This is a genomic window from Martinezella lusitana, assembly GCF_010668395.1.
Taxonomy (GTDB): domain Bacteria; phylum Pseudomonadota; class Alphaproteobacteria; order Rhizobiales; family Rhizobiaceae; genus Rhizobium; species Rhizobium lusitanum_A.
The window spans coordinates 1-395 of the sequence record NZ_WUEY01000098.1; the positions used below are offsets into that span (position 1 = coordinate 1).

A 395-nucleotide genomic window follows, 5' to 3' on the forward strand; every position below is an offset into this window, starting at 1 on the left:
AATCCATACAGATTAACTCCGGCCCAGACGCATTTCACGTTCTGCTTCAGTTAAAGAAGCAAGGAAAGAGTCACGCTCAAAGACGCGGGTCATATAGCCTTTCAGCTCTTTCGCACCCGGGCCGCTGAACTCGATGCCCAGTTGCGGCAGACGCCACAGCAGCGGAGCAAGATAGCAATCGACCAGGCTGAACTCATCGCTCAGGAAGTACGGCTTCTGACCGAAGACCGGCGCAATCGCCAGCAGTTCTTCGCGCAGTTGCTTACGTGCGGCATCTGCTTCAGAAGCTGAACCGTTGATGATGGTGTTCATCAGCGTGTACCAGTCTTTTTCGATGCGATGCATGTACAGACGGCTTTCACCGCGAGCTACCGGGTAAACAGGCATCAGTGGCG

1 protein-coding gene is annotated in these 395 nt (G+C 54.4%); it reads right to left on the reverse strand.

Annotation, left to right across the window (positions count from 1 at the left end; genetic code table 11):
- Positions 1–12: 12 nt before the first annotated feature.
- The coding region (locus GR212_RS36700) for a glutathione binding-like protein (RefSeq protein ID WP_204326932.1) at positions 13–395 on the reverse strand (383 nt) is incomplete at its 5' end.